General features: G+C 45.3%; 5 protein-coding genes. 3 read left to right on the forward strand and 2 right to left on the reverse strand.

Going from position 1 to position 6675, the window contains the following annotated elements; genetic code table 11:
- Positions 1-175: 175 nt before the first annotated feature.
- On the reverse strand, positions 176-526 hold the full coding sequence (locus K7397_RS20925) for a hypothetical protein (protein WP_223070515.1): 351 nt from the start codon (positions 524-526) through the stop codon (positions 176-178).
- 192 nt (positions 527-718) lie between these two features.
- On the opposite strand from K7397_RS20925, the gene K7397_RS20930 reads away from it, so the two are divergent.
- A complete protein-coding gene (locus K7397_RS20930; RefSeq protein ID WP_337926770.1) occupies positions 719-1399 on the forward strand; it encodes a class I SAM-dependent methyltransferase in 681 nt (226 codons plus the stop codon).
- Positions 1400-1537: 138 nt separating this feature from the next.
- Here K7397_RS20930 and K7397_RS20935 read toward each other — a convergent pair whose 3' ends face one another.
- A complete protein-coding gene (locus K7397_RS20935) occupies positions 1538-2464 on the reverse strand; it encodes a MerR family transcriptional regulator (protein WP_223070517.1) in 927 nt (308 codons plus the stop codon).
- A gap of 83 nt (positions 2465-2547) precedes the next feature.
- Between K7397_RS20935 and K7397_RS20940 the strand changes: the two genes are divergently transcribed.
- Both K7397_RS20940 and K7397_RS20945 read left to right on the forward strand, forming a co-directional pair.
- Entirely contained in the window at positions 2548-4182 is a 1635-nt protein-coding gene (locus tag K7397_RS20940) for an ABC transporter ATP-binding protein (RefSeq protein ID WP_223070518.1), read from the forward strand.
- A 225-nt stretch (positions 4183-4407) separates the two neighbouring features.
- Entirely contained in the window at positions 4408-6585 is a 2178-nt protein-coding gene (locus tag K7397_RS20945; RefSeq protein ID WP_223070519.1) for a hybrid sensor histidine kinase/response regulator, read from the forward strand.
- Positions 6586-6675 lie beyond the last annotated feature (90 nt).

Consider the following 6675-nt stretch of genomic DNA (forward strand, 5'->3'; position numbering starts at 1 on the left):
GAAACGGACATGCAATAAAAAAGAGTGAAATTTTCGGATACTTGAAGCGCCACAAACCTTTCAGTTCTTAGGGCACTCGTATCCGACCTCACTATCATCCCACCCCTAAAGGGGGTGCTATCGCACCCGTAGTGGGCTTTCCCGTTCGGAAAATCTGTAAATCATTTAAATTTTTTTAAATTCGTGCAGTTAAATAGTAATGCATTTCACCCAGCTTGTATTGTTCTCCTCCTGTTGAATCTTCAATTAGTTTCCCATCATTATAAAATATACAAACCAAATCATTCTTGGTAAGGCTACCCCCCACAACTTCATAACCAACCATGAGTTCTTTGTCTGTAAACTTCGCATTTCTTAAGTTAAATTTGATGCCTTTGACTGTTTGAGTTTGAATTTTAATGTTGGGTTCAGGCAACGTATCCACATTCGCATTAAATGTAGCTCGGTTGAACAAGAAGTAAATCAAGACTCCCCCAATAATAATTACAGTACTAATCAAAATGATTTGAAGCCTAGTCTTATTCATAGTGCTCTCCCTTAAAAATAGGACGTATTGCGTTCTAGCGCATACCTATAATACCATAATTAGAAATTAGTACTAAATTATGTTACTCCCTTAGCCCCTTATAGCAAATACCTATATAGTAAATAGCATTTATATCTTTCCCCAATGAAGAACTCCCTGTTATAATTAGGAAAATCATCCACGAAGGAGAAGATGGATTTGGAACTTTCCGTGAAAAAAATGTTTGACGCTGTCGCGTTAGATTATGACCGGCAGCGAAGACAGCTCATCCCTTGCTTCGATGCATTTTACGGCATGGCTCTGTCGCTCGTGGAAACCGCGAATCCCGCGCCTCGTATCCTTGATTTGGGGGCGGGCACCGGATTATTTTCAAGCATGGTCCTGCAAAAATACCCGGACGCGCAGCTCACACTCATCGATCTGAGCGAACAGATGCTGGAGGTCGCGCGGCAAAGATTCCGCCAATCGGGCAACGTCCAGTACATCGCCTGCGACTACACCAACTACACGTTCTCCGAATCGTTCGACATTGTCATTTCTTCATTGTCGATCCATCATCTGACTCACCCGGCCAAAAAACAGCTGTTCAAGGCCATATATCAGCTGCTGCAGGACGGCGGTATATTTGTGAATGCCGACCAAGTAGCGGGCCATACGGCGCAGGCCGATGAATATTATAGACGGCGCTGGCTGGAGAGCATTAACCAAAGCGGCCTTTCCCGGGAAGCTATTGAGGCATCTATAGAACGAAGAAAGCTGGATATCAATGCGACTGCAGCGGATCAAATCAGCTCGATGGAGCAAGCCGGATTTCATGAGGTGGACTGCATGTACAAATACTTTGATTTTGCCGTCTTTTTCGGCAAAAAGTGAATTGCAGCACTCGGTACGGACTTCCTCTGTAAAAGGCAAAAAGTCCATCCCGCCAATGGATGGACTTTCCCATAATTAATTCTGGATCAGCTTTAGGGCGCTTTATCCATGACTGCATATCCTTGAAGGGCATGATGTCTACTCCTGCCTCTCCATCCGGCTCCAAGGCTCCGGCAATTCCGTTTGCAATTTCTTCTGCAGTCTCCGCAGAAAACGGTGATAATTTCGATATTCATCGCTGAGAATGATGAAATTTTTAATAAACACATCATAATAACCGTTCCGGGACAGCTCTTGTTTGAAGTCCTTGCCTATTTTGAATTTTTCGCTGAAGGCCTGCTCATTTCCACTCGTCAGTCTTTTAAACGCTTCGATAACTTTGGCCTCGTAATCCTTTTCCTCCTCTTTGGTTAAATGCATCAGTTTCTTCATATCATCGGTTAGCTGTTCCTTGTATTGCTCAAGAAGACCATCCGGCATTCCGTTAAACATTTCTTCAAAACCAGGCGGATACTCAATATCGGTTTCATCCAGATAGGCTATGATGTTCAGCCATGCTTTTTCTTTTCGTTCGCTGTCCATTTGAATGTCAAGGAAGGGCTCAAAATGGTGCACAATCATTGCTCCGTAAGTCCCGGGGAATAACTCAAGCAGCTTTTCCCTGATATAGCCTGCTTTCTGGCGGTTGTCCAGATCGATGCTGTCGCTTAGCAGCTTCCACTTGCTCATGAGCTCTTCGGATTTATGATCCGGATTTTCCAGAATCGTCTCAATTAAGTTCTTGCTCCGCTCCATCTGCTTCATCTCGGCTTCAAGCCTGGATTTATGTTCTGCCAGCAGATGATGTACATGGTCCGGTTGCTGCATGGCCATCTTGATTTCTTTGACAGGGATGTTCAATCGTCTAAATAGTGTAATTTCTACAAGCCTTCTCAGGTCCTCATTGTCATACTCCCTGTACCCGTTGGTTTCATCAATGGACGGGCTGATCAGACCCTCTTGTTCATAAAATCGAATCGCTTTCTTGGTTAAGCCGGTTTGTCTGGCCGCTTCATGAATTTTCATTTGATTCACTCCAAAGTATTGACTGTTCCCTAAGGGCACACCTTTTAATCATAGATAATACATGGCTAACGAAAAGAGGTTTAATGATGGGCAAACTAAGCAGTTTACTGAAATTGAGACCGTTCCTTCGCAAGCATTGGCTGATTTTTTGGGCAGGGATCATCGGCATGCTGGTCAGCTCCCTTTCGGCCAATCCCGTTCCCTATATGATCGGACATATTATGGATACCGTGCTGATCGGCACAAAAAGCTACGCCGAGTTCTATTATTATATCGGATTGATTGCCGTGCTCTATGCCTTGAGGTATGCCATTTCATTGTATGCGAAATATATGTTTGTGAAAATCAACAATGTTGTCGTTAACGAGATGAGATATTCTATCATGGAGAAGGTTATGGATTTGCCGATGAGCTATCTGTCCGCAACCGAGAAGGGGTACCTTCAAAGCAGAATCTCCGAGTGCAGCTCCATCGGCAGTATTTTTTCCCCGACCATTGTCAGTGTGTTATTGAGCGCAATGGATGCCGTGCTCGCATTCGTCACGATGTTTACCCTCAATTATAAATTAGCTTTCGTGGTTTTGGCGCTGACGCCCCTCTTCTTCCTTTCTTCCAAAGCCTCGTCGGGAAAATTTATGAAGAGTACCAAAGAAATGATGGAATCGAATGCGGTTCTGAATGGAGAATGCTTCGAAATCATAAACGGTATCGAAGATATTAAAATACTGAACGGTAAGCATACCCATCTGGCCAAGTTTCGGAGCAAGCTCCGGGAACTGATCCACAGCAGCGTGAAGCAAAGCAAGTCTATGCTGCTCTTTATGGAGAATATTGCACTCATTAATCAGTTCGGGTCTCTTCTTGTGCTGCTTACCTCCGGTATTATGATTTTGAAAGGACATTTTACGATCGGTATGTATACTTCCTTCTCCCTTTATATCAGCAAAGTATTTACAAGCACTCAAGGTCTGGCCACGATCGGCGCTACAATCAAACCGGTATGCTTAAGCATAGAGCGGGTGGTTGAGCTTATGGAAATGAAAGGCGAGAACAGCGGAAAACGGAACGATCTCAAGGCGCCTATTACCTCTATTAAACTGGAAAATGTGAGCTTCACCTATAAGACCGGCAAGAACGTTCTGGATTCACTGAATTTTGAAATCCGCAAAGGCGAGAAGATTCTGATCCGGGGGGACAACGGCTCGGGAAAATCAACCCTGATCAAGCTGCTGCTGGGGCTTTATGAACCAACGGAAGGAACACTTTCGTTCAACAACCGGGATGCCGCAACAATAGATCATGAGAGCATACGGGCAAGGATTGGCGTCGTCTCCCAGAGTATATTCATGTTCCGCGGAACGGTGCTGGATAACATCCTGTACGGACAGACCGGGAAAAGCCGCGAAGATGTAGAAAGGCTCATCACGGATCTGAAACTCCAGGGGTACATAGACCGGCTGTCTATGGGGCTGGATACACAGATCGCACAAAATGCTGCCGGAGTCTCAGGCGGACAAGCGCAAGTCATCGCCTTTATTCGCGCAATGCTGTCCGGTAAGGACGTCATTATTTTGGATGAGCCTATTTCCAATGTGGATGCGGAGACGAGAGATCTTATGTTAAACCTATGGCAAGAGCGGGATTTCTCGGGTATTTTGATTGTCGTTTCCCATCTGACGGATGGCATGGATTTTATAAGCCGATCGATTGACCTCTAAAGCCTTAAAGAAAAATAAAAGAATTTAATGAAATAATATACGCCCCGTACTTAGACTTTTGCTATAATATACCGATATGTGAGTGAAAAATGTCTAAGACATTGACATGCGGTCACAGGTTGGCCGTCTGGATTATTTGGGGCCCTAGCACTCGCCCATCCTTCATAGGTGGGTCGTTTTTTTTGTTTTACAGAAACAAGAACATTGGATTTGGGAGAAGAATGCATGTTGCTAAAGAATGTAACGTTGGCCAAAAAAATCAATTTGCTTCAATGCGTCATATTGGCGGTAGGCTTTGCAGCTCTCATCTTAACTATTCTAAAAGTTACCTATGACAGCAGTCTTCAAAAAGCGGAGCAATACGCCGAGCAAAACTCTCTTTATTATGCAAGACACGTCGAAAATGTATTTAATGAATCGAAGAAGACGCTGCAGCAGCTGCTGGATAGCATTATGCTGCTCAGGGAAGATCAGTCGCTTACCCGCGACCAGGTTAATGTGCTTCTGGCCCATTACCTTAAATCCAATCCGGATATCGTAGACAGCTATATGGCATGGGAGCCTGACGCGTTTGATGGAAAGGACGCATTATACAAAAATAAGCCAGGGTATGACGAGACAGGCCGCCTGCTCCCGTGGTGGATTCGGGCGGACGGGGAAATCAAGCGGCAGACAATTCCCGACTACAATGATCCTGAGGCAGACTGGTACCAAACTCCGAAAAAAACACGAGCCCCCTATTTTGCCGATCCCTATTATTATCCTCTTAACGGAAAGTATGTATTGGTTGCCTCTATTGTCCTTCCCATTCTCGACGATTCGTCAGGCCAGTTTCTGGGGGTTATTGGCATTGATTACGAGATGGACACCATTCAGAATATGATGAGGAAAATTCGGCCGATGGACGGCTTTTCGGGACTGCTCACCTCTGAAGCTAAATATATCGCCAATGGTCACGATGAACATTTGAACGGACAAATCAATCCCGCCATTCAAAAGTTTTCTGCATCCATTAAAGAAGGGAAAACCGAGTTTATCTATGATGACTTTGAAGGCGAGCCGGTCCTTCGTGTCTTTGAGCCCATTCGAATAGAAGGAATTGATGATTACTTGCTGTTTGAATCGGTTATCCCGAAGGACCATATTATGACCGAATTTGACAGCATCCGGAATTGGTCCTTGTTCTATGCAGCGATCATTCTGGCCCTTACATTCATTATGATTTCGCACCTCATTCGCCGTTCTCTTCAACCTTTAAATCAGACGGTTTTCTTAATGGAAGAAATAAGCAAGGGAAACTTCCATGTCAAGATCGACCAGAATCAGTTCACCCAAGATGAGCTTGGCACTCTGGCGAAATCCGCCGATACCATGGCGAGAAACCTGAAGGATCTCATCGAGAATCTGGAAGCCCAGAATGAGGAGATTATTGCTCAAAGTGAGGAAATACGGGAACAGCAAGTACTCCAGGCTCGGATTCTTGAGGAACTGACTGTGGCTAAAGAGAAAGCGGAGGCCGCCAATCTTGCCAAAAGTGATTTTCTCGCCAGTATGAGTCATGAAATTCGCACACCGATGAACGCCATTATCGGCATGGCTGAGTTGTTATATGAAACGCCGCTCACGGAAGAACAGAGATTCTATGTTGAAACCTATAAAAAAGCCGGGGACAATCTTTTGAATTTGATTAACGATATCCTGGATTTCTCCAAAATCGAGTCCGGGTATATCGAGCTGCATCAAGTCCCCTTTGACCTTGAGGAAACGGTGGAAAAAACGGCTGAAATCATGTCGATCCGCGCTCATTCGAAACAGCTTGAGCTGCTCGTCCAGATCGATGCTTCCGTACCGAAGTATGTACTTGGAGACGCCGACCGAATACGCCAAGTATTGTACAATCTGATTTCCAACGCCATCAAGTTTACGGACCGCGGCGAAGTTGTCGTTTCCGTCCAAAAGACAGAAGGTGAATACCTGTTCTCCGTAACCGACACCGGAATCGGCATTCCGCAAGACAAGCTGGAGCTCGTCTTCGACAGATTTACGCAGGCGGATATCTCCATTACGCGTAAATACGGAGGTACGGGACTCGGCTTGACGATATCCAAAAAGCTGGTCGAGCTCATGGGCGGACAGATCGGGGTAGAAAGCGCAGAAGGCAAAGGAAGTCATTTCTATTTCAAAATCCCTTTAAGTCAAGCTGGTGATGAGAAGCCCAAAGTGCTTTTAGACGAAGCGCAATTGGCTGGCATCAAGACGTTGATTGTCGATGACAATCTTACGAACCGGATTATTTTACGCGGTATCCTGCACAAGTTAGGGATGGAAGTGGTAGATGCCCCGAGCGCAGAGCGGGGGTTGGAACAAATCATAACCACCCGTCAAACGGGTGGTTTGCTCTAAGGCTATAAGCCTTTATTACCGGCTCGCGTCTAAAGGCGCTAGCTTTCACTACGTTCAAGCTACTATGCCATTGTCGCTTTTGCCTACCCC

The sequence above is a fragment of the Paenibacillus caui genome, assembly GCF_019904135.1.
GTDB classification, from domain to species: domain Bacteria; phylum Bacillota; class Bacilli; order Paenibacillales; family Paenibacillaceae; genus Fontibacillus; species Fontibacillus caui.

Bases quoted from the DNA above. Each gene is read 5' to 3' on its own strand.
- K7397_RS20925 (WP_223070515.1), bottom strand. From the start codon at position 526: ATGAATAAGACTAGGCTTCAAATCATTTTGATTAGTACTGTAATTATT.
- K7397_RS20930 (WP_337926770.1), top strand. From the start codon at position 719: ATGGATTTGGAACTTTCCGTGAAAAAAATGTTTGACGCTGTCGCGTTA.
- K7397_RS20935 (WP_223070517.1), bottom strand. From the start codon at position 2,464: ATGAAAATTCATGAAGCGGCCAGACAAACCGGCTTAACCAAGAAAGCG.
- K7397_RS20940 (WP_223070518.1), top strand. From the start codon at position 2,548: ATGATGGGCAAACTAAGCAGTTTACTGAAATTGAGACCGTTCCTTCGC.
- K7397_RS20945 (WP_223070519.1), top strand. From the start codon at position 4,408: ATGTTGCTAAAGAATGTAACGTTGGCCAAAAAAATCAATTTGCTTCAA.